Origin of the sequence: Methylobacterium sp. J-067, assembly GCF_022829465.1 — a bacterium.
GTDB classification, from domain to species: Bacteria; Pseudomonadota; Alphaproteobacteria; order Rhizobiales; family Beijerinckiaceae; genus Methylobacterium; species Methylobacterium litchii.
Window position 1 is genome coordinate 281,868 of sequence record NZ_JAKSXZ010000146.1, and the last position, 23,853, is coordinate 305,720.

24 protein-coding genes and 1 other annotated feature are annotated in these 23,853 nt (G+C 71.1%); of the genes, 18 read left to right on the forward strand and 6 right to left on the reverse strand.

Going from position 1 to position 23,853, the window contains the following annotated elements; translation table 11 throughout:
• The first annotated feature begins 256 nt into the window (after nucleotides 1-256).
• The 11 genes from MKK52_RS24770 to hslU all read left to right on the forward strand — a co-directional run bounded on the left by MKK52_RS24770 (nucleotide 257) and on the right by hslU (nucleotide 10,581).
• Nucleotides 257-1,540 carry a Zn-dependent hydrolase gene (locus tag MKK52_RS24770; protein ID WP_243959003.1) on the forward strand — a complete coding sequence of 428 codons (1,284 nt, stop codon included), beginning with the start codon at nucleotides 257-259 and terminating at the stop codon, nucleotides 1,538-1,540.
• Nucleotides 1,541-1,559: 19 nt separating this feature from the next.
• Nucleotides 1,560-1,853: a BrnT family toxin gene (locus MKK52_RS24775; RefSeq protein ID WP_243959005.1), complete on the forward strand. Its 294-nt coding sequence runs from the start codon at nucleotides 1,560-1,562 to the stop codon at nucleotides 1,851-1,853.
• Nucleotides 1,831-2,136 carry a BrnA antitoxin family protein gene (locus MKK52_RS24780; protein ID WP_243959007.1) on the forward strand — a complete coding sequence of 102 codons (306 nt, stop codon included), beginning with the start codon at nucleotides 1,831-1,833 and terminating at the stop codon, nucleotides 2,134-2,136. The genes MKK52_RS24775 and MKK52_RS24780 overlap by 23 nt, the downstream gene beginning before the upstream one ends.
• 58 nt (nucleotides 2,137-2,194) lie before the next feature.
• Nucleotides 2,195-3,478: a beta-ketoacyl-ACP synthase gene (locus MKK52_RS24785; protein WP_243959009.1), complete on the forward strand. Its 1,284-nt coding sequence runs from the start codon at nucleotides 2,195-2,197 to the stop codon at nucleotides 3,476-3,478.
• Complete coding sequence (locus tag MKK52_RS24790; protein ID WP_243959011.1) at nucleotides 3,475-4,239, forward strand: SDR family NAD(P)-dependent oxidoreductase; 765 nt, start codon at nucleotides 3,475-3,477, stop codon at nucleotides 4,237-4,239. The genes MKK52_RS24785 and MKK52_RS24790 overlap by 4 nt, the downstream gene beginning before the upstream one ends.
• A 19-nt stretch (nucleotides 4,240-4,258) precedes the next feature.
• Entirely contained in the window at nucleotides 4,259-4,537 is a 279-nt protein-coding gene (locus MKK52_RS24795; protein WP_243959013.1) for an SH3 domain-containing protein, read from the forward strand.
• Between the two features lie 95 nt (nucleotides 4,538-4,632).
• Nucleotides 4,633-5,655, forward strand: a complete 1,023-nt coding sequence (locus MKK52_RS24800; RefSeq protein ID WP_243959015.1) for a zinc-binding dehydrogenase — start codon at nucleotides 4,633-4,635, stop codon at nucleotides 5,653-5,655.
• Between the two features lie 77 nt (nucleotides 5,656-5,732).
• A complete protein-coding gene (locus tag MKK52_RS24805; protein WP_243959017.1) occupies nucleotides 5,733-6,728 on the forward strand; it encodes a lipid A biosynthesis lauroyl acyltransferase in 996 nt (331 codons plus the stop codon).
• Between the two features lie 9 nt (nucleotides 6,729-6,737).
• Nucleotides 6,738-7,508, forward strand: a complete 771-nt coding sequence (locus MKK52_RS24810; protein WP_243959019.1) for a DUF1223 domain-containing protein — start codon at nucleotides 6,738-6,740, stop codon at nucleotides 7,506-7,508.
• A 58-nt stretch (nucleotides 7,509-7,566) separates the two neighbouring features.
• Nucleotides 7,567-7,622: a sequence feature (sul1 is cis-regulatory element that is thought to sense ions involved in sulfur or methionine metabolism; They are found in Alphaproteobacteria), on the forward strand.
• 50 nt (nucleotides 7,623-7,672) lie between these two features.
• Nucleotides 7,673-9,169: a SulP family inorganic anion transporter gene (locus tag MKK52_RS24815; protein WP_243959021.1), complete on the forward strand. Its 1,497-nt coding sequence runs from the start codon at nucleotides 7,673-7,675 to the stop codon at nucleotides 9,167-9,169.
• 98 nt (nucleotides 9,170-9,267) lie between these two features.
• Nucleotides 9,268-10,581 carry an ATP-dependent protease ATPase subunit HslU gene (gene hslU / locus MKK52_RS24820; protein WP_243959022.1) on the forward strand — a complete coding sequence of 438 codons (1,314 nt, stop codon included), beginning with the start codon at nucleotides 9,268-9,270 and terminating at the stop codon, nucleotides 10,579-10,581.
• Here the strand turns inward: hslU and MKK52_RS24825 are convergent.
• Nucleotides 10,571-11,620: an SDR family oxidoreductase gene (locus MKK52_RS24825; protein ID WP_243959024.1), complete on the reverse strand. Its 1,050-nt coding sequence runs from the start codon at nucleotides 11,618-11,620 to the stop codon at nucleotides 10,571-10,573. The genes hslU and MKK52_RS24825 overlap by 11 nt on opposite strands.
• 181 nt (nucleotides 11,621-11,801) lie before the next feature.
• On the opposite strand from MKK52_RS24825, the gene MKK52_RS24830 reads away from it, so the two are divergent.
• Nucleotides 11,802-12,548: a YebC/PmpR family DNA-binding transcriptional regulator gene (locus MKK52_RS24830; protein ID WP_243959026.1), complete on the forward strand. Its 747-nt coding sequence runs from the start codon at nucleotides 11,802-11,804 to the stop codon at nucleotides 12,546-12,548.
• Between the two features lie 89 nt (nucleotides 12,549-12,637).
• The gene (ada, locus tag MKK52_RS24835) at nucleotides 12,638-13,699 is read left to right on the forward strand and encodes a bifunctional DNA-binding transcriptional regulator/O6-methylguanine-DNA methyltransferase Ada (protein WP_243959028.1); all 1,062 of its coding nucleotides are present in this window, start codon (nucleotides 12,638-12,640) and stop codon (nucleotides 13,697-13,699) included.
• A 3-nt stretch (nucleotides 13,700-13,702) separates the two neighbouring features.
• Here ada and MKK52_RS24840 read toward each other — a convergent pair whose 3' ends face one another.
• Together MKK52_RS24840 and MKK52_RS24845 are read right to left on the reverse strand one after the other, a co-directional pair.
• Nucleotides 13,703-14,986, reverse strand: coding sequence for a DUF5666 domain-containing protein (locus MKK52_RS24840; protein ID WP_243959030.1), 1,284 nt, complete (start codon nucleotides 14,984-14,986; stop codon nucleotides 13,703-13,705).
• 11 nt (nucleotides 14,987-14,997) lie between these two features.
• The gene (locus MKK52_RS24845) at nucleotides 14,998-15,858 is read right to left on the reverse strand and encodes a DUF6502 family protein (protein ID WP_243959032.1); all 861 of its coding nucleotides are present in this window, start codon (nucleotides 15,856-15,858) and stop codon (nucleotides 14,998-15,000) included.
• Between the two features lie 158 nt (nucleotides 15,859-16,016).
• Here MKK52_RS24845 and MKK52_RS24850 point away from each other — a divergent pair, with 158 nt between their 5' ends.
• The 4 genes from MKK52_RS24850 to MKK52_RS24860 all read left to right on the forward strand — a co-directional run bounded on the left by MKK52_RS24850 (nucleotide 16,017) and on the right by MKK52_RS24860 (nucleotide 17,776).
• Nucleotides 16,017-16,334 carry a hypothetical protein gene (locus tag MKK52_RS24850; RefSeq protein WP_243959034.1) on the forward strand — a complete coding sequence of 106 codons (318 nt, stop codon included), beginning with the start codon at nucleotides 16,017-16,019 and terminating at the stop codon, nucleotides 16,332-16,334.
• On the forward strand, nucleotides 16,331-16,456 hold the full coding sequence (locus tag MKK52_RS27030) for a hypothetical protein (RefSeq protein ID WP_279598020.1): 126 nt from the start codon (nucleotides 16,331-16,333) through the stop codon (nucleotides 16,454-16,456). Before MKK52_RS24850 ends, MKK52_RS27030 begins: the two co-directional genes overlap by 4 nt.
• A gap of 44 nt (nucleotides 16,457-16,500) precedes the next feature.
• A complete protein-coding gene (locus tag MKK52_RS24855) occupies nucleotides 16,501-17,238 on the forward strand; it encodes an outer membrane protein (RefSeq protein WP_243959036.1) in 738 nt (245 codons plus the stop codon).
• Between the two features lie 166 nt (nucleotides 17,239-17,404).
• Nucleotides 17,405-17,776 carry a hypothetical protein gene (locus MKK52_RS24860; protein WP_243959038.1) on the forward strand — a complete coding sequence of 124 codons (372 nt, stop codon included), beginning with the start codon at nucleotides 17,405-17,407 and terminating at the stop codon, nucleotides 17,774-17,776.
• A 43-nt stretch (nucleotides 17,777-17,819) separates the two neighbouring features.
• Here the strand turns inward: MKK52_RS24860 and grpE are convergent, their stop codons facing one another.
• Nucleotides 17,820-18,416 (reverse strand): nucleotide exchange factor GrpE, encoded by a 597-nt coding sequence (gene grpE / locus MKK52_RS24865; RefSeq protein ID WP_243959040.1) that lies wholly within the window; start codon nucleotides 18,414-18,416, stop codon nucleotides 17,820-17,822.
• A gap of 115 nt (nucleotides 18,417-18,531) precedes the next feature.
• Nucleotides 18,532-21,324 (reverse strand): [protein-PII] uridylyltransferase, encoded by a 2,793-nt coding sequence (locus tag MKK52_RS24870; RefSeq protein ID WP_243959042.1) that lies wholly within the window; start codon nucleotides 21,322-21,324, stop codon nucleotides 18,532-18,534.
• Nucleotides 21,325-21,478: 154 nt separating this feature from the next.
• On the opposite strand from MKK52_RS24870, the gene MKK52_RS24875 reads away from it, so the two are divergent.
• A complete protein-coding gene (locus tag MKK52_RS24875) occupies nucleotides 21,479-22,450 on the forward strand; it encodes an aliphatic sulfonate ABC transporter substrate-binding protein (RefSeq protein WP_243959044.1) in 972 nt (323 codons plus the stop codon).
• On the opposite strand, the gene MKK52_RS24880 is transcribed toward MKK52_RS24875, so the two are convergent.
• Nucleotides 22,428-23,822 carry a TAXI family TRAP transporter solute-binding subunit gene (locus MKK52_RS24880; RefSeq protein ID WP_243959046.1) on the reverse strand — a complete coding sequence of 465 codons (1,395 nt, stop codon included), beginning with the start codon at nucleotides 23,820-23,822 and terminating at the stop codon, nucleotides 22,428-22,430. The two genes, MKK52_RS24875 and MKK52_RS24880, sit on opposite strands and share 23 nt — an antisense overlap.
• Nucleotides 23,823-23,853: the final 31 nt, after the last annotated feature.

Below are 23,853 nucleotides of genomic sequence, written 5' to 3' on the forward strand. Positions count from 1 at the left end.
CGACGAGGGCGGACCCAACCCCGGGTAGGGTATGAGAGGGTCCGCCCCGTCAGCCGCGCGAGGGGGGAAGCGCGACTGATGGGCATGATGCGCCCGCCATGTTGCCCGTCCGTGTCTGACTGAGCCACGCTACAATTTCTCGTCGAGAATTCTGACGAAGAGACGGACTCATTCTTTCGGCCATGCAGGCATCGCAGGGCTGACACGGCGCCCGCTTGCCGTCATGCTTCCGCTGCCCCGATCACGAGGACCCGGAATGAGCGAGAGCAGCCCCAGCAGCACCCACAACCTGCGCTCCGATGGCTCGCGCCTGTGGGCGACGATCCACGAGACGGCGCGATTCGGGGGAACGCCCAAGGGCGGCATCAACCGGCTGACCCTCTCGGCCGAGGACGGCGCGGTGCGGGACTGGTTCCGCGCGGCCTGCGAGGCGGCGGGCTTGACGGTGGGCGTCGATGCGCTGGGCACGCAATATGCGGTGCGCCCCGGCAAGGACATGAGCCTGCCGCCCATCGCCTTCGGCTCGCACCTCGACACGCAGCCGACCGGGGGCAAGTTCGACGGCGTGCTCGGCGTTCTCGCGGGCCTGGAGGTGATGCGCACCCTGGCCGATGCGGGAATCGAGACGCGGGCGCCTCTGATGCTCGTGAACTGGACCAACGAGGAGGGCTCGCGCTTCGCCCCGGCGATGATGGCCTCGGCGGCCTATGCAGGTGAGTTCACCACCGACGAGATCCTGGCCAAGACCGACGCCGCCGGCACCACGGTGGCGCAGGCCCTCGACACGATCGGCTATCGCGGCGGCGAGAGCGTGGGCGAGCGCACCATCGGCGCCTTCGTGGAATTGCACATCGAGCAGGGGCCGATCCTGGAGGCCGAGGGCAAGACCATCGGCGTCGTGGAGGGCGGCCAGGGCATCGCGTGGTTCGACGGCACGGTGGAGGGCTTCGAGAGCCATGCCGGCACGACGCCGATGCCCCGCCGCCGGGACGCCCTGCTCGGCCTGTCCGAATTCGCCCTCGCGGCGGAGCGCATCGCCCTGGCCCACGGGCCGAGCGCGGTGGCGACCATCGGCGAGACCACCATCCTCGCGCCCTCGCGCAACGTCGTGCCGGGCCGCGTGGCCTTCACCGTCGACACCCGCGACCCGCGCGCGGAAACCCTCGATGCCATGGAAAAGGAGCTGCGCGAGGCGGCGGCCGAGATCGGCGAGCGGCGGCGCCTGTCGATCGTGCTGGAACGGATCTGGCGCAAGGAGCCGATCCCGTTCGACCCCCGCCTCGTCGCGGCGGTGGACGCGGCGGCGGAAGGGCTCGGCCTGTCCCGCCGCCGGATCGTCTCCGGCGCGGGCCACGACGCCTGCAATCTGGCCACGAAGGTGCCTTCCACGATGATCTTCGTGCCGTGCAAGGACGGGGTGAGCCACAACGAAACCGAATCGGCCACGCAGGAGCATTGTGCGGCCGGCGCCGACGTCCTGTTGCAGACGGTGCTGAGGCTGGCCGACGCGCCGTTGGCGGCCCAGGGCGGGCAGGCCTAGGTCTCACGGAGACCGGAACGTGGGTGAGGGTGAGCACACCACGTGGGATGACCGGAAGAGCGATGCCAACCTCGACCTGCGCGGCATCGACTTCGCCGGCCTCGACGCGGTCTTCGACGGCCGCTTCCTCCTGACCCGCGAGGACAGGAGGTTCGACTACGGCGAGGCGCGCTACAACGCCCTCGTCGAATTCAACGAGGTCGTCCTCAACATCACCTTCACGCCCAGGGATGGTAAGCAGAGGATCATCGCGGCGCGCCGTGCGAACCGGAAGGAAAGGCACCTGTACCATGGCCACCGGCAAGCGACCTGAACCGACGCGGGACCGGACGGATTGGGCGCGCCTGCGCGCGATGCCGGAGGACGAGGTCGAGCGCATCGCCGACGCGGATCGCGACAACCCGGCGACGGTTGCGGACGGCGAATGGACCGACGCGTTCGTTGGCCTCCCGCCCGCCAAGGTCTCCGTTCACGCCAGCTTCGACGGTGACGTGGTCGCCTTCTTCAAGCGCGGCGGCAAGGGCTACCAGAGCCGCATGAACGCCGTGCTCCGGCAATACATGGAACGCCGGCTGGCCGAGGATCAGAAGCGCTGAGCCCCTTTTCGTTCCACCCGGCTGTGCGGAGCCGAAAAATCCCGTACAGGACGCTCCCATGACCGCACGCGCTTATCGCGACGCCAGGGGCCGGCCGCTCATCGCGGTGACGGGCCTCGGCCTCGTTTCCTCCCTCGGCCGGGGCCAGGCCGACACCTGGGCCGCCCTCACCGAGGGCCGCTCCGGGATCCGCGAGATCGCCCGCTTCCCCACGGAAGGGCTGCGCACGCGGATCGCCGGCACCGTCGACTTCCTCGACACCGACCCGCTCGTGGCCCCGCTCCTGTCGGAGCGCTTCGCCGCCGTCGCGGCCGAGGAGGCGCTGGCGCAGGCGAATCTCGGTCCGAAGGGCGATTTCCCCGGCCCGCTGTTCATCGCCGTGCCGCCCGTCGAGATGGAATGGCCCCAGCGCCGCGCCATCGCGGAGGCCGCCGGCGGCGACGAGGCAGTCGATTACGCCGGCATGCTCCGGGCCGTCGCCACCGGTCGGTTCGATGCGTGGCACGACCTGTTCCTGTTCGGCACCGTGGCTGACCGGATCGCCGAGCGGTTCGGCACCCGCGGCTCGCCGATCTCCCTCTCCACCGCCTGCTCCTCCGGCGCCACCGCCATCCAGCTCGGCGTCGAGGCGATTCGCCGGGGCGAGGCGACAGCCGCCCTGTGCATCGGCACGGACGGCTCGGTGAACCCCGAATCGCTGATTCGCTTCTCGCTTCTCTCCGCCCTCTCGACGCGCAACGACGTGCCCGAGGAGGCCTCCCGCCCCTTCTCGAAGGACCGGGACGGCTTCGTGATGGGCGAGGGCGCCGCCGCCCTGGTGCTGGAGGATGCCGCCGCCGCCGTCGCGCGGGGCGCGACGATCCTCGGCTACGTGCTCGGCTGCGGCGAGAAGGGCGACGGCTTCCACCGCACCCGCTCCAGCCCGGACGGCGCGCCGATCCTCGCCGCGATCTGCGCGAGCCTGGACGATGCCGGCCTCGCGCCGGAGGCCATCGACACGGTGAACGCCCACGGCACCTCGACGCCGGAGAACGACCGGATGGAGGCGATGGGCATCGCCGCCGTGTTCGGCGAGCGCGCCGCGACCCTGCCCGTCACCTCGAACAAGTCGATGATCGGCCACACGTTGACCGCCGCCGGGGCGATCGAGGCGGCGGCCTCGCTGCTCTCGATCCGCCACGGGCGGATCCCGCCGACGATCAACTACCGCAACCCGGACCCGGCGCTCGGCCTCGACATCGTGGGCGAGGCGCGGGACATGCCCGTGCGCACCGTCCTGTCGAACTCCTTCGGCTTCGGCGGCCAGAACACCTGCCTCGTGCTCGCGGCGGAGCCGGCATGAGCGACGGGCAGGAGAAGCGCGTCCTCGTCACCGGGGGCGGCAGCGGGCTCGGCGCGGCCATCGTGCGCACGCTCGCGGGGGCCGGGTACGCCGTCGACTTCACCTACCGCGCCTCGGGTGAGGCGGCCTCGGCGCTGGCGACCGAGTTGAACGAGGCCCATCCCGGCCTCGGCATCCGCGCCTACGCCCTCGACCTCGCGGACCGCGCGGCCCTCGACGCCTTCTGCGAGACGGCCCAGGAGATCGGCTATCACGGGTTCGTCCACAATGCCGGCCAGTCGAGCGACGGGCTCGCCGCCATGCTCGACCAGGACAAGGCCGAGGCGGCGATGCAGGTGAACTTCTTCTCGCTCACCCGCCTCGCGAAATCCCTCATCCGGAGCATGACGCGGGCCCGCTCCGGCAGGATCGTCGCCATCGGCTCGGTGGCGGCGCTGCGCGCCAACGCCGGCAACGCGGCCTACGCCGCCACCAAGGGCGCGCTGATCGCCTATTGCCGGACGCTGGCGATCGAGACCGCCAAGCGCGGCGTGACGGTGAACGTCATAGCCCCCGGCTTCATCGATACGGCGATGCTCGCGCCCTACGCCGCCCACCGCGCCGGCATGGAGCGCCAGATCCCCGCCGGCCGCTTCGCGAAGCCGGAGGAGGTCGCGGCGCTGGCGACCTTCCTGATGGGCGAGGGCGCGGGCTACATCACCGGGACCGTGTTGCCCGTCGATGGCGGTTTGACCGCGATGATGGGCGTCCACCGCTCCTGACCCTCCTGCGATCCTGCCGATGCGCCCCTTCGCCGCCCTGCTCCTCGCGCTCCTGCCCCTCGGCGTCGGCGCGGCCCATGCCGACCCGGAACCGTACCGCGTCACCGGCCTCGCGCCCGGCGAGCCGCTGAGCATCCGCGCCGAGCCCGATGCCGCCGCCGAGGTGGTGGGCGAGATCCGCCAGCGCGCCCTGGTCTTCGGCTGCACCAACGACACGCCGAGCCGCACCACATGGTGCCGCGTCCGCGTCGGCCGCACGGTGGGGTGGGCACGGCGGCGGTATCTCTCGCCGGAGTGAGCCGGGATGCCGTGGTCGCGGCGCTGTGATAACCCCACCGCCGTCCTCACGGGGCGAACTGCACGTCGACCCGATCAGCACCAGCGAATAAGCCCATGCGAGCCCTGCAACTCTTCGGCGACCGCGACCTGCGCCTGACCGAGGTCGAGCCGCCGCCGCCCCCCGGCCCCGGCGAGGTGCGGCTGCGCATCCGCGCGGTGGGGCTCAACTTCATCGACGTGTGGGGCTTTCGCGGCATGGCCTTCGCCAAGCGCAAGATGCCCCTCATCGTCGGCGCCGAGGCGTCGGGCGAGGTCGAATCCGTCGGCGAGGGCGTCACCGGCCTCGCGGTCGGCACCCGCGTCGTGCCCTACGGCGCGCTCACCTGCGGGAAATGCCGCGCCTGCCGGGAAGGCCGCGACAACCTCTGCGAGGAGGTCGGCGGCGTGATGGGCTTCCACATCGACGGCTTCGCCCGCGAACTCGTCACCCTGCCGGCCCGCCTCGTCGTGCCGGTGCCGGACGGCGTCGAGGATGCCGAGGCGGCCTGCGCCGGCATCGCCTTCGGCACGGTGCAGCACATGCTGTTCGACAACGCCAAGCTGGAGCCGGGCGAGAGCGTCCTCGTCCATGCGGGCGGATCGGGGATCGGCACGGCGGCGATCCGCATGGCCAAGGCCATCGGCTGCACCGTCTACACGACGGTGGGCGACGACGAGAAGGGCGCCAAGGCCGCCGAACTCGGGGCCGACCACGTCGTGAACTACCGCACCGAGCGGTTCGAGGGCGAGGTGCGCCGCCTGACCAAGCGCAAGGGCGTGGACGTGGTGTTCGAGCATGTCGGCGCCGACACGTGGAACGGCTCGCTGCTGTGCCTGAAGCGCGGCGGGCGGCTCGTCACCTGCGGCTCCACCTCCGGCCCGACCACGACCATGAACCTGATGCAGCTGTTCCAGCAGCAATACCGCATCACCGGTTCGTTCGGCTGCACGCTGGCCAACATCGCCCAGTCCCTCGACAAGATGGCCCAGGGCATCCGGCCGGTGGTCGATACGGTCTACCCGATGGCGGACTTCACTGAGGGGCTGGAACGGCTCGAATCCCGCAAGGTGTTCGGCAAGATTCTCGTCGCGCTCTGATAAGTCTAAGCGCGTTGTTCGCACCGCAGCGCGAAACATGATCTAAGGGCGCGCCTTCGCTCCGGAACCCGACTCCTTTGCTGCGCCTCGCCCTCATCCTGAAGCGGTCCTATCCGCGACTTGCCGGCTTCGCCAGCATCCCGCTCATCCGCCTGATCTTCGCCCTGGCCCGCCTGCTCGGGCCGGAGCGGGCGGCCGCCTTCGGGGGCGGGCTGCTGCGGACGATCGGGCCGCTACTCCCGGCGCACCGGACGGCGCTCGCCAACATCCGCGCCGCCTTCCCCGGCCTGCCGGAGGCGGAGGTGCGGGCCATCGCCCTCTCGGCCTGGGACAACCTCGGCCGGACGGGGGCGGAATACGCCCATCTCGACACGCTGCTCGACTACGACCCCGAAGCGACGGGGCCGCTGCGCAGCGAGGTCGAGGGCATCGAGCATTTCTTCGCCCTGCGCGACGACAGGCAGCCCGGCCTGATCTTCTCGGCCCACCTCGCCAACTGGGAATTGCCGGCGATCTGCGCGGCGAAGTTCGGCCTGGAGGCGACCGCCGTGTTCCGGCCGCCGAACAACCCCGCCGCCAAGCGGCTGGTGGAGGAGGTCCGCCGCAGCACGATGGGGGGGCTCGCCGCCTCGGGCCCCGGCTCAGCCTTCGCCATGCAGGGCGTGGTGGAGCGGGGCGGCCATCTCGGGCAGCTCGTCGACCAGCATTTCACCCGCGGCGTGGTGGTGAATTTCTTCGGCCGCCCCTGCCTCGTGAACCCGCTGCTCGCCAAGCTCGCCCGCCACTACGAATGCCCCGTCCACGGGGCGCGGGTGGTGCGTCTGCCGGGCGAGCGGTTCCGCCTGGAACTCACCCCGCCCCTCACCCTGCCGCGCGGCGCGGACGGCACCATCGACGTGCCCGGCGCCATGCAGGCGATGACCGACGTGATCGAGGGCTGGGTGCGCGAGAATCCCGGCCAGTGGCTGTGGATGCACCGCCGCTGGCGGCCGGACATGCTGCCCAAGGTGCCCCCGAAGGCGGTGCCGTCTCAAGGCAACGTGACTTCCCAGGCCGAGACGACCGCGCTCTGATCCCCCGGCATGAGGCACACCCGCGCCCGCATCCCCCTGTCAGCCTGCCGCGCCGTGGTGTGCGCCCTGGCCGGGCTCGGCTGCGTGCCGGCGCGGGCCGAGCCGGTTGCGGCGGTGGTCGAGATGTTCACGGCCCAGGGTTGCGCCGCCTGCCGCACCGCCGACCCGGTGATGCGCGACCTCGCGCGCAAGCCCGGCATCCTCGCCCTGACCCTGCCGGTGACCTACTGGGACTATCTCGGCTGGCACGACACCCTCGGCCTGCGCGCCCTCACCGAGCGCCAGCGCGCCTATGCCCGCGCCCGGGGCGCCCGGCAGGTGATGACGCCGCAGGCCGTCGTGGATGGCGGGCAGACCACCATCGGCTCGAACCGCCCGGCCCTCGAACGCCTGCTGCAGGAGGCGTCCCGGACGGCGCCGCTCTCCGTGCCGATGAGCGCGGAGGTGCAGGACAGCCGGATCGTGGTGGAGGTCGGCGCCCGCCCCTCCCCCAAGGAGCCGAAGCCCGATGCGCGGGACGAGGTGTGGCTAGTGCCGCTGCTGAAGGCGCGGGACATCACGATCGAGACCGGCGAGAATCGCGGCCGGGTCGCGTCCTACGTGAACGTCGTGCGCGGCCTTCAGCGCCTCGGCACCTGGACCGGGCAGCCCGCCCGGTTCGAGGTGCCCCTCTCCGCAGCCGCGATCCCCGGGGCGGATGGCTGGGTGGTGCTGCTGCAGCATTCCCGCGAGGGGCGCCCGGGGCGCATCCTCGGCGCGGCGAAGGGGCCGGGGCTCTGAGACGAACGCACCGTTCTGTTGCATTGCAGTACGCGCCCGTCTAACAAGGCTTCATTCGCTAGGACCCGGTGCAAGCCCGGGTGGCTCTTCCGGCCGCCGATCCGCCGGACCACGCATTCGAGACCAGCCCCTGCCATCGCGGCGGTCTCCCTGCGGTTCTTCTCATGACATCTCCCTCCACCACCGCCCCTGCGGCGGGACTCGGCGCGCGCCTGCGTGACGCCCGCGTCGAAATCCTCTCCGGCATCGTCGTCGCCCTCGCGCTCATCCCGGAGGCCATCGGCTTCTCGGTGATCGCGGGCGTCGATCCGAAGGTCGGCCTCTATGCCTCCGTGGTGATCGCCTGCACCATCGCCTTCACCGGCGGACGCCCGGCGATGATCTCGGCCGCCACCGCCGCCACCGCCGTGGTGATGACCGACCTCGTCCGCGACCACGGCGTGCAATACCTTTTCGCCGCGACCATCCTGATGGGCGTCATCCAGATCGCGGCGGGCTTCCTGAAGCTCGGGCGGCTGATGCGCTTTGTGTCGCAATCGGTGATGACCGGCTTCGTCAACGCCCTGGCGATCCTGATCTTCATGGCGCAGCTGCCGGAACTAACCGGCGTGAGCATGGCGACCTACGGGCTCGTCGCCCTGGGGCTGGCGATCATCTACGGCCTACCCCTTCTCACCCGCGCCGTGCCCTCGCCGCTGGTGGCGATCGCGGTGCTCACCGCCCTGACGGCGTGGCTGCATCTCGACGTGCGCACCGTCGCCCATCTCGGCGCCCTGCCCTCGTCTCTGCCGAGCTTCGCCCTGCCGCAGGTGCCCTTCACCCTCGACACCCTGCGCATCCTCCTGCCCTACGCGGCGACGCTGGCGGCGGTGGGCCTCCTGGAAAGCCTGCTCACGGCGCAGATCGTGGACGACCTGACCGACACGGGCAGCAACAAGAACCGGGAATGCCACGGCCAGGGGCTCGCCAACATCGCCTCGGCGCTGTTCGGTGGCATGGGCGGCTGCGCGATGATCGGCCAGTCGGTCATCAACGTGTCGTCGGGCGCCCGGCGGCGGTTCTCGACCTTTGTGGCCGGAGCCTTCCTGCTGCTGCTCCTCGTCGCCCTGCAGAGCCTGCTGGCGGTGGTGCCGGTGGCGGCGCTGACGGCGGTGATGATCATGGTGTCGCTCAACACCTTCTCCTGGCGCTCGCTGGCCCGGCTGCGGACCAACCCCCTGCCCTCCTCCGTGGTGATGCTCGCCACCGTGGCGGTGGTGGTGGCGACCCGCGACCTCGCCATCGGCGTGCTCGTCGGCGTCCTGCTCTCCGGCGTGTTCTTCGCCGGCAAGGTCGCGCGCCTCAGCCGCATCGACTCGGCCCTGTCGCCGGACGGCACGACCCGGACCTACACCGTGACCGGTCAGGTGTTCTTCGCTTCGGCGAGCACCTTCGCGGATTCCATCGACCTGCTGGAGCCGGTGGAGCGCCTCGTCATCGATGTCGGAGCCGCGCATTTCTGGGACATCTCGGCGGTCGCCGCCCTGGACCGGGTGGTGCTGAAGGCCCGCGAGCGCGGCCGGAACGTCGAGGTGCGCGGCCTCAACGCCGCGAGCGCGACCCTGGTCGAGCGCTTCGGCACCCACGACAAGCCGGGCGCGACGCCGCTCGCGCATCACTGAACGGCCCGCGTGCCACCGCGCCCCCTTGCGCCGCGCCGGCCGGGACCCCATTCCCGGCTGACCGGCACAGGGGCCGGGGATCAAGGAAGAGCCAGGCGGTGACGACGTTTTCTCCGCGCGAGATCGTGTCCGAACTCGATCGTTTCATCGTCGGGCAGAACGAGGCCAAACGGGCGGTGGCCATTGCGCTCCGCAACCGGTGGCGGCGCCAGCAGCTCACCGGGCCGCTCCGCGAGGAGGTCGCGCCCAAGAACATCCTGATGATTGGGCCGACCGGCTGCGGCAAGACCGAGATCGCCCGGCGCCTCGCCAAGCTCGCCAACGCCCCGTTCCTGAAGGTCGAGGCTACGAAGTTCACCGAGGTCGGCTATGTCGGCCGCGACGTCGAGCAGATCGTGCGCGACCTCGTGGAGGTCTCGATCGGCCTCACCCGCCAGACCAAGCGCGAGGCGGTGAAGGCCAAGGCGGAGGCCGCCGCCGAGAATCGCATCCTCGACGCCCTCGTCGGCCCCACCGCCAGCCAGGCCACCCGCGACAGCTTCCGCAAGAAGCTGCGCAACAGTGAAATGGACGACAAGGAAGTCGAGATCGAACTCGCCGCCGGGGCGCCGTCCGGGCTGCCGATGTTCGAGATTCCCGGCGTGCCGGGCGCCTCCATGGGCGCCATCAATATCGGCGACATGCTGGGCAAGGCGCTCTCGGGCCAGCGGGGCAAGCCGCGCCGCATCACCGTGCGCGACGCCTACGCCCCCCTGCTCGCCGAGGAATCCGACAAGCTGGTGGACGACGAGGCCCTGACCCGCGAAGCGATCCGCGAGGTCGAGGACAACGGCATCGTCTTCCTCGACGAGATCGACAAGATCTGCGCCCGCGAAAGCCGCTCCGGCGCCGACGTCTCCCGCGAGGGCGTGCAGCGCGACCTGCTGCCGCTGATCGAGGGCACCACGGTCGCCACCAAGCACGGGCCGGTGAAGACCGACCACGTGCTGTTCATCGCCAGCGGCGCCTTCCACGTCTCGAAGCCGTCCGACCTCCTGCCGGAGTTGCAGGGGCGCCTGCCGATCCGGGTGGAGTTGCAGCCCCTGACGGTGGAGGATTTCAAGCAGATCCTCACCGCCACCGAGGCGAGCCTGATCAAGCAGACGCTCGCCCTGATGGCGACGGAGGGCGTGACCCTCGACTTCACCGACGATTCCATCGACGCCCTGGCGCGGGTGGCGGTGGAGGTGAACGGCTCGGTCGAGAATATCGGCGCACGACGGCTCCAGACGGTGCTGGAGCGGGTGCTGGACGAGATCTCGTTCACCGCCACCGACCGCTCCGGCGAGACGGTGACGATCGACGCGGCCTATGTCCGCGAGCGAGTGGAGAACCTCGCCGCCAACGCGGACCTCAGTCGGTTCATTCTGTAGGGGCGCGGCGGCGCAGGCGCCGCTTCTCCTCGTCGCGGCCATGGGCCTCGGTGGCGAAGAGCATCGTGCCCGCCGCGAGCCCCAGGGCCGCGGCGATCCCGACCTTGAGCCACTTCGGATCGGCCGCCGTGACCTGCGGGCGCGAGCGCGAATCGAACCGGCCATGGGCGCCGGGATCGGTGTCGACAGGCTCGTAGAGGTTGTCGGGACGGTTCTTGTTCGCCTGCACGCTGGTCATCTCCCCCCGGTAGCCGTGACGGGCGAGGTAGCCGTCGATCCAGCCCGGAATGATCATGTTGCCGATGATCGCCTTCCACGCCGATCCGCCGATCCAGAGTTCGCGCGGTGCCTCGTGGGCCGCCCGGTAGACGTGGCGGGCGATGGCCTCGGGCTGGTAGATCGGCGGGACGGGTTCGAGCTTGCGCGGCAGGCGCGAGCGCGCCCAATCGAATTGCGGCGTGTTCACCGCCGGCAATTGCACCATCGTCAGCCGCACCCGGCTGCCGTCGTGCAGCAGCTCCGAGCGCAGGGAATCCACGAAGCCGCGCACCGCCGCCTTGGCCGCGCAATAGGTCGCCTGAAGGGGAATCGAGCGGTAGGCGAGCGCCGAGCCGATATGGACGATGGTGCCCCGGTCCGCCGGCACCATGTGCCGCAGGGCGGCGAGCGTCCCGTGGACCTGGCCGAGATAGGTCACGTCCGTGACGCGCTGGAACTCCTCCGCGCTCGTCTCCTGCACCGTGGCGTAGACCGTCACCATCGCGTTGTTGACCCACACGTCGATGCCGCCGCAGGCCTTGGCGACGGAATCGGCCACCTCCTCCATGGCCTGCGCGTCCGCGACGTCGGCGGCGAAGGCGATGGGGTTGCCGCCGAGGCGCCGCACGTCGTGGATCGTCGCCGCTAGCCCGACCTCGCCCCGCGCGACGAGGCCGACATTCCAGCCGTGCCGGGCGAACTCGCAGGCGATGGCGCGGCCGACGCCGGCACTGGCGCCTGTCACCACGACGGTACGGCGTTGGGACGAAGAGGTGGGCATCGGGGCTCCGGGAAAAGGACTTCCGCGCTCCAACGCCTGCGGGGATCGTTCTTTCCCCCGCTTGCGCCGGGAATGTGCGCGTTGCCTCGCCCAAGCCCGAAGGCCTATAAAAACCGCAGTTCCGTCAGCGGCGTCGGGGGGTGGTCCTCCCGCGCCGCGCTACTCGCAAGTCCGAAGGCACATGGCCGGTCATTCCCAGTTCAAGAACATCATGCACCGCAAGGGCCGCGTCGATGCGGTCCGGTCCAAGATCTTCGGCAAGCTCGCCCGAGAGATCACGGTGGCGGCCAAGCTCGGCACGCCCGATCCGGCGATGAACCCGCGCCTGCGCGCCGCCGTGCTCGCCGCCCGCGCCGAGAACATGCCGAAGGACAACATCGAGCGCGCCATCAAGAAGGCGACCGGGGCCGACGGCGAGAACTACGAGGACATCCGTTACGAGGGCTACGGCCCCGGCGGCGCCGCGCTGATAGTCGAGGCGCAGACCGACAACCGCAACCGCACCGCCAGCGACGTGCGCTCGGCCTTCACCAAGTCCGGCGGGAGCCTCGCCGAGACCGGCGCCGTGGCCTTCATGTTCGACCGGGTGGGCGTGATCGCCTACCCCGCGAGCGTCGCCGACGCCGACACGATGCTGGAAGCCGCCATCGAGGCCGGCGCCGACGACGTGTCCTCCGGCGAGGAGGGCCACGAGATCATCTGCGCGCAGGATTCCTACGGCGAGGTCGCCAAGGCGCTCGAAGCCAAGTTCGGCGACCCGAGCCGCACCGGCCTGATTTGGAAGGCGCAGAACACGATCGACGTGGATGACGAGACCGGCGAGAAGCTGATCCGCCTCGTGGAGGTGATCGAGGACCAGGACGACGTGCAGAACGTCTACGTCAACTTCGCCCTGTCCCCGACGCTGATGGCCAAGCTCGAAGCCTGATCCATCCGTCGAATTGCGGAGCAAGGCGCGGGATGCCGACGCACGGGGGCCGGCGCACCATGGCGGCAACCCTCCACGGAGCCCGCGCCATGCAGCCGACCCTTCTTCCCGACGACGAGGATGAACGCTGGGAGGCCCTTCTCGCCCGCGACGCGGGGGCGGATGGGCGCTTCGTCTACGCGGTGCGCACCACGGGGGTGTATTGCCGCCCGAGCTGCGCCGCCCGCACCCCGCGCCGGGAGAACGTGACCTTCCACGCGACCGTTGAGGACGCCCGCGCGGCGGGCTTTCGCGCCTGCCTGCGCTGCCGGCCCGACGATCCGCCCGCGGCCGAGCGCCGCCGCGAGGCCATCGCCCGCGCCTGCCGGCTGATCGAGACCGCCGAGACGCCCCCCGCCCTGGCCGATCTCGCCCGGGCGGCGGGGATGAGCGCCTTCCATTTCCACCGGGTGTTCCGCGCGGTGACGGGCGTGACGCCGGCCGCCTTCGCCCGCGCCCGCCGGGCCGCCCGCCTGGAGGAGGCCCTGGCGAGCGCGCTGACCGTCACCGGGGCGATCTATGACGCAGGCTACGGGGCATCGAGCCGCTTCTATGCCGAGGCCGGCGAACGCCTCGGCATGGCGCCCTCGCGCTACCGCAAGGGCGGCGCCGGGGCGCGGATCCGGTTCGGTGTCGGCGCGTGCAGCCTGGGGGCGATCCTCGTGGCGGCGACGGAGCGGGGCCTCTGCGCGATCCTGCTCGGCGACGATCCCGACGCGCTGGTGCGCGATCTTCAGGACCGCTTCCCCGCCGCCGAGCTGATCGGGGGCGATGCGGCGTTCGAGGCGTGGATGGCGCGGGCCATCGGCCTCGTGGAGGCGCCGGGCCGGGCGCACGACTTGCCCCTCGACATCGGCGGCACTGCCTTCCAGCAGCGGGTCTGGGAGGCCCTGCGGGCGATCCCAGCGGGGACCACGGCGACCTATGCCGACGTCGCCCGCGCCATCGGCGCGCCGGGCTCGTCGCGGGCGGTGGCGCTCGCTTGCGGCGCCAACGCCATCGCCGTGGCGATTCCCTGCCATCGGGTGGTGCGCTCGGACGGCACCCTCTCCGGCTACCGCTGGGGCGTCGCCCGCAAGCGCGACCTCCTCACCCGCGAGGGGGTGCCGTAGGCCTCACCGCCTCGGACCACCCGGCCCTCCCGGCCCACCGGGGCCGCCGAAGCCGCCGCCCGGCCCGCCGAACCCACCGGGGGGCGCCCCGCCGGGGGGACCGCCGCCAGGGGGGCCGCCGCCGGGCATGCCGCCCGGCCGACCGAAGCCGTCGCCACGTCCTGGGCCGCCGAGGCCCGGGATGTCCCCCGAGCCGGGGCGGGTGTCGATGGAAGGCCCGCGCGGCTCGAAGCCGCCGAAGCGCCCGCCGGTCTCCGGCCCGAACCGGCCCGGCCCATCCTCAGGCAGGACGCGCATGTCGAGGCGGTCGCGCTCGCGCTCGAAGCGGGGCGCCTGCGGTTCCTCCGGCTGCGGCGCGAGGCGCCCGTCGGCGCGCAGGCGCTCCACAGTCAGCCCCCCATCCGGGGCGACGCTCGCCGTCACCACCGCCCGCACGCTGCCCTGGCGCGGCACCGTCGTATTGGGCCGCCCCGACACGGCGAGGCCGGAGCCGAGAGCGAGGCCCGGCCCGGCGCGGCCGATATAGGCCTCGATGGACACCTGGCTGAGGCCCGGCGGGAAGGGCGTGCCGTTGAACGCGGCCATGGTGACGCGCAGCGTGCCCGCTTCGGCCGTGCCGGTGACGAGGGCGCGCTTGCCGGGCACGAGGGCGTCGGCCCCCTGGAGCCGCAGCCCGCCGATGGCGAGCCCGCCCTTCTCCCGGCGGACCGGCCCCGCGACGCGATCCGGCCCGGTGGCGCGCGGCTCCACGAGGCTCGCGACGATCACCCCGTCCGGCCGGCGCAGGCCGCTCACCGCGACGCGGGTGCCCTGCGCCCACTCGCCTGCGAGCCCCGCCGTCACCACCCGCTGCCCGAGCACCACAAGACGGCCGGGCGCGGCGAACTCCACCGGGCCGACCACCTCGCTGGTCACGTCGATGCGCTGCGTCGAGAGCCCGGCCTCGCCGGGGCGGGCCACCACGCGCACCACCTGCCCGATCTTCAGCGCCTCGGCGGTGGCGGGCGCATCGTCGATCCGCACGGCCACGTCCTTCGGGTAGGCGATGCGCAGGTCGTTGACGATGATCGAGCCGAAGCGGCGGATCGTGCCGATCACCCCCGTGCCGCCGATGCCCCGGTCGCCGCCGCCCAAGGGCGGCTCGGCGGGCGTCGGGTCCGGCCGGGCGCCGGTTCCGCCGATGCCCTGGTCGCGCGGGGCGTCCTGCGGGCGCGCCAGGGAAGGCGCCAGCCCGGCCGCGCCGGCGAGCAGTTGCAGAACGAGCCGGCGGTGCGGGGGAAGGGCCACGGCGCGGTCCCTCAGCCCTTGTCCGCGCGCTCTGCGGCGGCGCCGGGCACCCGGCCCTCCGCCTCGCGATAGACGTAGACGCCGAAATTCCAGCGATGCGTCCCACCGGCATCGTCGCAGCAGGCGGCATGGGCTTCGCGGTTCGCCTGGGTCAACGCCTCCATGGCGAGTTCCCGCGCCCGCGCCTCGAGCTTGCCCGCCAGTTCCTCCGACAGGCCGTCGTAATGCACCGCGCGCTCCAGGAAGCGCGGTGTGGGGCCGAGGATGTTCTCCGCCGCCGCCGCGAAATGGTCGTGCAGGTTGCGCCCGAAATAATAGAGCTGCGCCTCCGCGTCGCCGTCCGCGCGGGGCAGGTAGGCGGCCTCGGCCAGGACGATCCGATCCTGCGCATCCGCGAAGGCGAGCCCCCGGTCGAGCCATTCGTCGAGCACTGCGCGGGGGCGGACATCCCGCGTCACCCCGGCGACCAGACTCTCGAAGGAGGGCGTGCCCGGCTCGGCGTTGCGCGGCAGGGGCAGCGGCTGGCCCTTGGCATCGGTGAAGGCGGGATCGGCGAGCCAGCGCGCCACGATGCGCCCGGTGCGCGAGACCGTCGCCGGCACCGCGCTCACCGGCGCCCCGGCTCCGCGCAGGCGGCGGACCTCCTTGCGGTGGATGCCGGTGAGCAGCGAGACCCGGCTGTCCGTCTGCTCCTTGCCGGGCAGGACGAAGTCGTACTCCGCGACGTTCACGTAGAGTTCCCGCAACAGATCGGTGAGCGCCGGGAAGGTGATTCCCCGCGCCACGAGGAGGCGGATCAGGGGACGCAGCAGCCGCGCCAGCGGCGCGTGAAGCCCTCCCCCCTCCGGCGGCGTATCGCGGCTGTCGGACATGCACCGTCCATAGCGTCCCGGTGCCGTGGGAGACAATCCCACGCTGTGTGTCCGCGCACCGGAAGCTGCGCTATTCCGATTGACGTGGGATTTTTGCACACGTAGGCAGTTGGCGTGGTCAAATTTCCCACGGACTGAAATGGAGCGGGGCGACACCGATGACCGACATGCAGCGCATCCTCGTCGCCTCCGCCGTTCCGCCCATGGTCCTCCCCCGGGCTGGCGCGCAGCGCCCCTTCCGGGACAACCCCCTTCCGCGGCTCGGGCGTCTTGCCTGGCTCCTCGCCGCGTTCTCGCTGCCCGCCCTCGGGCTCACCGTCGCGGATCTGGTCCATCGCGCCGTTGACCCGGAGGCGACGCAGGCCGCCGCCCCGTCCTCCCCCTCAGTCGGGGCTGCGGTTTCACCGGACGCCATCCCCGCCATCCGGCTGGGGATGGCGTCCCCCCACCGTTCGACCCGGGCGCTGCACGGATGACCCCCCTCACCGCCCCCGGACAGCGGAACTCGGAACCCTGCGGCGGCGCCCAGGTCCTCGACCTCGCGCTCTGCCTCATCCTCGCGGTCGCCGTCACCGGCCTGCTGGTCCTCGCGCTCTGAGACAGCGGCCGGTCCCGGCCCGCTTCGCCCATTGAGGCTCTTCCATGCGTCATGTGTTCAAGGCCGCGCTCTCCGGGGCGGCAGCGATGTCCTTCGCCGTCGCCGCGCAGGCGGCCGACTTGCCCCGGCAGGCCCCTCCGCCCCCGCCGCCGGCCCTGCCGGTCTTCACCTGGACCGGCTTCTATGCCGGCGTGAACGCGGGCTACGGCTTCTCCACGGGGAGCGGCGGCTTCACCGATCCGACCTACGGCACCGCGACGGGCGGGGGGCGCTCCGGCGGCTTCGCCGGGGGCGGGCAGGTCGGCTACAATTACCAGTTCACGCCCGGCTCCGGCTTCGTGATCGGCGTCGAGACGGACATCCAGGGGGCGGCCTTCGGCAAGGCCGACGCGGCCTATATCGGCGGCACGCCCTATTACAGCATCCGTCCGAGCCTCGATTATTTCGGGACGGTGCGCGGCCGGGTCGGCTACGCCTTCGACCGGGTGATGATCTACGGCACGGGCGGCTTCGCCTATGGCGGCGGATCCCTGCCCGCGGCGGCCTCGGCCTATCCCTACACCCTGCCGGGCACGACGCGCACCGGCTACGCGGTCGGCGGCGGCGTGGAATACGCCTTCACGCAGAAGATCTCGGCGAAGGTCGAGGCGCTCTACATGCATCTGGGGCGCGGCTTCAGCGGCGCAGCTTATTACGATGCCTCGGTCCCGGCCTATTACGGAGCCGGCAAGTCCGACGCCGGCTTCGCACTGGTCCGCGCCGGCTTGAACTACCGGTTCTGACCCTGCCCTCCGCATTTCGCCGGCTTCAAGACTGCCGGCGAGTGCTTTTTGGCGCATCAAGGCTTTGCGAAGTGTGTGAAATAGTCGGTTAGCCGGCCGCACGTCGTTGCCGCTGATTCGGTCCGGCCTAGCTCGCAGCGGGAGTGGGCGCACCGGAGAACCAGCCGTGTCCAACCTTCGCACCCGATTATCGTGTCTCGCCGTTCTCGCGATCCTGGGGGCGCCCGCCGCCGGGGCGCAGGAACTGATCCAGACCCCACGCGGCCCCGGCCTGCTCATCCACGGCAATTATTGCGGGCCGGGGAATCGCGGGCCCGCCTTCAAGCCGATCGACGCCCTCGACGCCGCCTGCATGCATCACGATGCCTGCTGGCCGGCGGACCCGACGATGCTGCCGGCCTGCACTTGCAACGAGCGGCTGCATGTCGAGGCCGGGCGCGTGGCGCGCGACCCTCGCACCCCGGCCGAGACGCGGCAGACCGCGCGGTTCATCGCCGACGTCGCGACGGCGATGCCCTGCGAACCGCTCGACCACTGATCGGAAGGGCCCCGCGATGACGCATCGCGGGGCCCTTCCGGGTTCAGGCGGCGTCGGCGGGGTTCGGCGCGGCCTTGGGGCCGCCCTTGGCGACGCCGACGAGCGCCGGGCGCAGCACCCGGTCGCCGATGACGTAGCCGGTCTGCACGACCTGCACGACGGTGCCCGCCGGCACGTCGGGGTTCGGCACCTCGAACATCGCCTGGTGGCGATTCGGGTCGAACTTCTGGCCCTGTGGCTCCACCGGCTTCACGCCGTGGCGCTCCAGGTTCTTCACGAGATCGCGCTCGGTCAGCTCGATCCCATCGATCAGGCCCTTGAAGGAGCCCTCGGCGGCATTGCGCTGGTCGGCGGGCACGCTCTCCAGCGCCCGGCGGACGTTGTCGGCGACGTTGAGCATGTCGCGGGCGAAGTTCGTCACGGCATAGGTCCGCGCGTCGGCGACCTCGCGCTCGGTGCGGCGACGGAGATTCTCCATCTCGGCGAGCGTGCGCAGCATCCGATCCTTCAACTCGTCGCGCTCGGCGGTGAGCAAGGCCAGCGCCTCGGCCACGGGATCGACGGAGGCGTCGGTGGGCTTCGGCGCGGCCTCGTCCTCGGGCCGGGCGTGGACGTCCTGAGGCTTTTCGTCGTTCGTCATCGCATCTTCGGGTGAGTGATGGTCCGGGGATAAACCGGGCGTGATATCAGGCCGCGTCCCCGTGAAATCAACCCAAGCCGTTGCGCTTTCGCGGATGTTCGCCCTGCGCGGGCCCTCACGCCTCCCGCAGCGGCGGCGTGGTGACGAGGGCTTCCAGCCCCTCCGCCTTCAGCATGGCCACGTCGGCGGCGAAGACCTGCAGCACGGTCTTGCGAATCGCCACCTGCCGGTCGGGCTGGGTGACGCGGGTGCCGGTGAGGTCGGTGACGTAGAACACGTCCACCGCCCGCTCGCCGAAGGTCGCCACATGCGCCGAGGTGATGTTGAGGTTGAGGGCGCCCAGCGCGCTCGTCAGGTCGAAGAGCAGGCCCGGCCGGTCGAGGCCCGTCACCTCGATCACCGTTTCGCGGCTCGACAGGGCGTTGTCGATGGTCACGTCGGGGGCGACGAGGAAGGTCTTGGCGCGGGCGCTGGTCGGCGGGTGCTTGTCGGCCACGAGTTCCGCGATGCGGATCTCGCCCTTGAGCGCCCGGTCGATCACGTCGGTGATGCGCTTCGTCCGACGCAGCTCGTCCTCGTCCCGGTCGAAGGCGCGGGAGATGACGAAGGTGTCCAGCGCGAACCCGTCCGCCGTGGTGAAGATCTGCGCATCGACGATGTTCGCCCCCGCCGCCGCGCAGGCTCCGGTGACGATGGCCAGTAGCCGCGGATGGTCCGGGGAATAGACCGTCACCTCCGTCACCCCGCGCACCGGATCGAGCCCGACCTCGGTGGCGCTGGTGCGGCCCTCCTCCGTCGTCCGCCGGAGCAGGCGCGCGTTCTTGATCTGGCGGTTGCCGTCGACCTTCAGCCAATAGGCCTGCTTGTGCCGGGCGGCGTAGGTGTCGAACATGTCCGATTCCCAATCGGGCAGTTGCTCGCGCAGGCTCATCTGGATCAGCCGCACCCGGTCGGTGCGGGCGATCTCGGAATGTCCGCCGGAGAGGTAGACCTCGGTCTCGTCGTAGAGGGTGCGCAGCAGCGTGCCCTTCCACGCGGTCCAGACGCCCGGCCCCACGGCGGTGATGTCCGCGACGGTGAGGAGGGTGAGGAGCTTCAGCCGCTCCAGGGTCTGCACGATGGAGGCGAAGCGCTCGATCGTCTTGTGGTCGGAGAGGTCGCGGCTCTGGGCCGTCATGGACATGAGCAGGTGGTGCTCCACCAGCCACGCCACGGTCTCCGTCTCGGCCGGGCTGAGGCCGAAGCGCGGGCAGAGCTTCTTGGCGATCTGCGCGCCGGCCACCGAATGGTCCTCGGGGCGCCCCTTGGCGATGTCATGCAGCAGGATCGCGACGTAGAGCGCCAGCCGGTTGTGGATGGAATGGATCAGCCGCGTGACCAGCGGGTAGGTCTCCTCCACCCGCCCGCTCTCGATGGAGGAGAGCACGCCGACCGTGCGCAGGAGATGCTCGTCCACCGTGAAGTGGTGGTACATGTTGAACTGCATCATCGCGACGACGCGGCCGAAATCCGGGATGAACCGGCCGAGCACGCCCGCCTCGTTCATCTCGCGCAGGGCCTCCTCGGGGGCGTTGCGCGAGGTCAAAATCTCCAGGAACAGCCGGTTCGCCTCTTCGTCGCCGCGCAGCGACGGGGTGATGAGGCGCAGCGAGCGCGTGGCGAGCCGCTTGGCATCCGGGTGGATCGGCACGTTGTGGCGGTCCGCCAGCCAGAACAGGCGGATGAGGTTCACGGGATCGCGCTCGAACGCATCCTCGGCGCGCAGGTTCACCCGGCCGTGGTCGATCCAGAAATCCTCGGCCTCGACGGAGGTCGCGCGGAAACGGTCGCGGAACTTGCCGATCCAGCGGTCCAGCACGGGGGTGCGCTTGGCGTGGCGCGCCTCCATCTCGGCGCTGACGATGGCGGTGAGGTCGCCCACATCCTTGGCGACGCGGAAATACGCCTTCATGAACCGCTCGACGCCCGAGAGGCCGCCCCGCGATTCGTAGCCGAGGCGCTCCGCGATGCGCGGTTGCAGGCCGAAGGACAGGCGCTCCTCGGCGCGCTTGGTGACGAAATGCATGTGGCAGCGCACCCGCCACAGGAACTCGTCGCAGCGCTCGAACAGCGCGTATTCCTCCGGCGTGAACAGGCCGGCGCCCACGAGTTCGCTCTGGTCGCGCACCCGGTAGGTGTATTTCGCGATCCAGAACAGGGTGTTGAGGTCGCGTAGCCCCCCCTTCCCGTCCTTGACGTTGGGCTCCACGAGGTAGCGCGACATGCCGGCCTTCGCGACGCGGGTGTCGCGCTCGCGCAGCTTCGCCTCCACGAACTCTGAGGCCGAGCCGACGATGACCTCGGCATCGAAGCGCGTGACCAGCTCCTCGTAGAGGATGCGCGAGCCGAACAGGTAGCGGGCTTCGAGCAGCGCGGTGCGGATCGTCATGTCCGCGCGGCCCTCGCGCAGGCATTCCTCCACCGAGCGGGTGGCGTGGCCGACCTTCAGCTTCAGGTCCCACAAGACGTAGAGCATCGCCTCCACGACGCTCTCGGACCACGCGGTCTGCTTGTAGGGGAGCAGGAACAGCAGATCGATGTCCGAGCCCGGCGCCATCGTGCCCCGGCCGTAGCCGCCGGTGGCGACCACCGCCAGCTGCTCGCCCGTGGTCGGATTGTCGTTCGGATAGAGGCGCCAGACCACGGCATCGTGGATGGCGCGCACCACCGCGTCGGTGAGGCGCGACAGGCTCTGGGCGCAGGCCATGCCGTTGCGGTCGGCCAGGAGTTGCGCCTCCGCCGCCCGGTGGCCCTCTTCGAGGACGCGCCGGAGTTCGGGCACGAGGGCCGCGCGCAGCCGTGTCGGCTCGCGGATGTCCCGGTCGAGGCCGGCGATGATGGGTTCGAGCTCTGCGACGGGATCGAGCATGATGTCCGTTAGCATGATATGCCTACGTTGCCAGTCATGCCGACACGCCGCAGGCCATAACCGCCCCCGGCGTCCTGCAAGACGGACGTTCCGTTTGACATAAAGAACGGATCGGCTTAGCTCGGCGGCAAAGACAAGCCGAGGAGACGATTCGATGCCGCTCGCCCGCCGCTCCGTCCTGGGAGCCGCCCTCGCCCTGGCCTTGTGCGAGACCGGCCCGGCGAAAGCCGCCGAGCCGACGGAAGTGCGGCTCGATTGGGCGACCTACAATCCCTTGAGCCTTCTCCTGAAGGAGCGCGGCTATGTCGAGGAGGCGCTGAAGCCGAAGGGCATCAAGGTCCGCTGGGTGCAATCCCTCGGCTCGAACAAGGCGCTCGAATTCCTGAATGCCGGGGCCATCGACATCGGCTCGACGGCCGGCGCGGCCGCCCTGGTGGCACGGATCAACGGCAACCCGATCAAGGCGATCTACGCCTTCTCGCGGCCGGAATGGACCGCCCTGGTCACCCGCAAGGACACCGGCATCACCAAGCCCGCCGACCTGAAGGGCAAGCGCGTGGCGGTGACGCGGGGCACGGACCCGCACATCTTCCTGATCCGCGCCTTGCAGGGCGCTGGGCTGACCGAGAAGGACGCCAAGCTCGTCCTGTTGCAGCACCCGGACGGGCGCACCGCCCTCGACCGGGGCGACGTGGACGCCTGGGCCGGGCTCGACCCGATGATGGCCGCCGCCGAGATCGAGAACGGCGACGTGCTGTTCTTCCGCGACGCCGCCGCCAACACCTGGGGCGTGCTCGACGTGCGCGAGGCCTTCGCCAAGGAGAATCCCGACCTCGTGAAGGCGGTGATCGCCGCCTACGAACGGGTGCGCGCCGAGGCGCTGAAGGACCCGGCCGCCCTCAAGGCGGCACTCGTCACCGCGACGAAGCTGCCCGAGCCCGTCGTCGCCCGCCAACTGGAGCGTACGGACCTGTCCCAGCCGGCCATCGGCCCGACCCAAGCCGACGCGATCCGCGCGGCCGGCGTGGCGCTGCAGCAGGCCGGCGTGATCGCTTCGGACGTGGACGTGCCGAAGGCCGTGGACGGGCTGATCGACACGGCCTTCAACCCGCCAGCGGCGCGCTAAGCGGTGTTTCCTCCTTCTCGTTAGGAGAGGCGGCGATCCGGCAATCGTGGATCGTCGCCCGCGCCGTCTCGATGGCGATGGAGACGGCGGAGAGGGTGGAGGGCTCCGGCTCGCGCTCGCGGGCATAGCGCACCACGTCCGCCGCCAGCCCATCGACCTCGATGGTCAGCGCCTCGATGGCCTCCGGGTCCTTGAGGCGGCGGGCCTCCTGGGTGATCGCGATCAGCCGGTCGATCACGTCGTCGATCCGCTCCCGGCCGAGGCTCGTGAGGCGCTGGCGCACCCAGGCCAGCACCGAGACGAGGCCGCCCGCCAGGGCGCCGAGCAGGTAGAGCGTGTCGCCGTAGCGCTCCACGAAGCCGTGCTGCTCGCGCTCGTAATAGTCGATGGCGCCGGGATGGATCGGGATGCGGGCGCTGGTCGCCGCCACGGTGGTCTCGTAGGCGGGCGCCAGGACGTATTCGGCGGCATCCGTCTGCTGGGCCGCCGCCGTGCGCTTCTCGAACAATTGCTGCGTGAAATCCGCCGCGATCACCCGGCTGAGCGAGCCCCGCGCCATCAGCCGGTAGGAGGCGCCCACCGTCTTCACGTCGTCGGCGGGCAGCTTCGGGCGGCCTGCGAACAGGCCGCCGGGGATCGTCACCGCCTGGAGCTTCGGGAATCGCTCGATGATGGCGTCATCGTCCTCCACGGCGACGAACTCGACCTTGCCGTCCTTCGCCACCGAGCGCACCGCGCCGACGAGGGCGATAGCCTTGGGCGCCGAGGGGGCGATGATGCTGAGGAAAGCGTCGATCCGCTTCTCTTTGAAGGCCGGTGCGACGGCGCCCTCGTCCACGGGCACGAGTTGCACCGTGCCGGCGGGCACCGGGCCGGCGGCGGGCGCCGTCTCCAGGGCGAGGCCGTGATAGGAGAGCAGGTTCTTGAGCAGCCAGTAATCGGCGTCCTTCTGCGCGCCGATGCCGAGGCGCTTGCCGCCGAGCTTGGCGAAGGACTTGATGCCCCCCTGCTCCGGCGAGGCGACGATCATCGCCTGATCGCGCAGGATGGCGAGCGTCAGGCCGTTGGTCGGCAGGAGCACGTCGGGCCGCACCACGGCGAGGTCGGCCCGCCCGTCCTGCAACGCGGCGGCGCTCTCGCGCACGTCGTCGAAGAAGAGGATCTTCAGGCGGATGCCCTCCCCACTCGCGTCGAGGGCGTCGGCATAGGCCTTGATGAGGCCCGGCTCGGTGCCGTCCTTGGGTGCCACCGCGATGGTGAGGGTCGTCGGGCGCAGCAGGTACCACGCCGCCGCGCCGCCGAGGCACAGCAACAGGGCGCTTGCCACGAGGAGGACGTCCCGGCGCATCAGGAAATGGGTCAACGCAGCCATGGGGTTCGGTCCTGCGGTCGTGCGCAGGCCA